Source organism: Microbacterium sp. zg.Y909, assembly GCF_024626565.1.
The window spans coordinates 1-920 of the sequence record NZ_JANJFJ010000698.1 but is presented as its reverse complement, the minus strand read 5'-3'; the positions used below and the strand labels follow the sequence as shown (position 1 = coordinate 920).

2 pseudogenes are annotated in these 920 nt (G+C 74.2%); both read right to left on the bottom strand.

Annotation, left to right across the window (positions count from 1 at the left end):
• A pseudogene (locus tag NQ160_RS24220) lies at window positions 1-719 on the bottom strand (aldehyde dehydrogenase family protein); the annotation flags it as partial.
• Window positions 720-806: 87 nt separating this feature from the next.
• Window positions 807-920, bottom strand: a pseudogene (locus NQ160_RS24215) (NrdH-redoxin); the annotation flags it as partial.

The window sequence follows — 920 nt, the reverse complement described above, 5'->3', positions numbered from 1 at the left end:
ACGTCGCCGCCGCCGCGCACGATCCGCAGCATCCCGGCGCCGATCAGCGGGGCGAGCGCCCGCTCGTAGACGGGCACCAGGTCGTCCTGCGTGGGGTTGACCTTCAGCAGCGAGACGCGGTTGAACGCGAGCAGCTCGTACAGCACGTCGAGGAACGGGATGGCGGTGACATTGCCGGCACCCAGCACCACGCCCACGCCGCCCCCGTCGGCTCCGGGCAGCTGTCCGAGGCCCGCGGTGCGAGCGGCCTCGCCCGCCGTCACGCCGGGCTGCAGCCACAGCTCGCCGGTGTAGCCCGACAGCAGCAGGCGGTCGATGGGCGCGGTCGGCAGTACGTGCACGCGCACCCGGCCGCCGGGGGCCTCGTCGACCCGCAGATCGTCGAGAGGGCTCGCCCCGCGCGCGAGCGCACCGAGGGTGTCGGTGTAGGCGTCGAGCGCGACGAGCGCCGCGTACGGGCCCGACAGCCACTCCTCGCCGCGGAGCGCATGCCCGGGCTCGAGACCCTTGGAGGTCGAGGCGACGTCGGCCCATTCCTCCGCAACGGCGACGACCGCCGCGCGGAGGCGCCGCAGCAGCGTGCGCCTCTGGGGCAGGGTCAGCTGGCCCCAGAGGGCGGAGCCGGAGCGCAGGTCCTCGATGGCGGCATCCAGGCGCGCGCGCTCTGCCTCGGGCAGGCCGGGATCGGTGTCGCGGGCGGGGGACTCAGCGGATGCCACGGGGTGCACTCCTCGGTTCGGGACGGTTCAGCGTGGATTCGCGGGCCCGAGCGCCTCCGGGGAGAGCTCCTCGCGCGCCCCGAGGGCTCAGATGAGCGAGAGCTCCCGCAGCTTGGCCTCGACGTCGATGTCGGCGGGCTCGACGTGATGCGTCGCGTCGGGGTACACCACGACCGGGATGTTCGTGCGTCCGGAGATCTC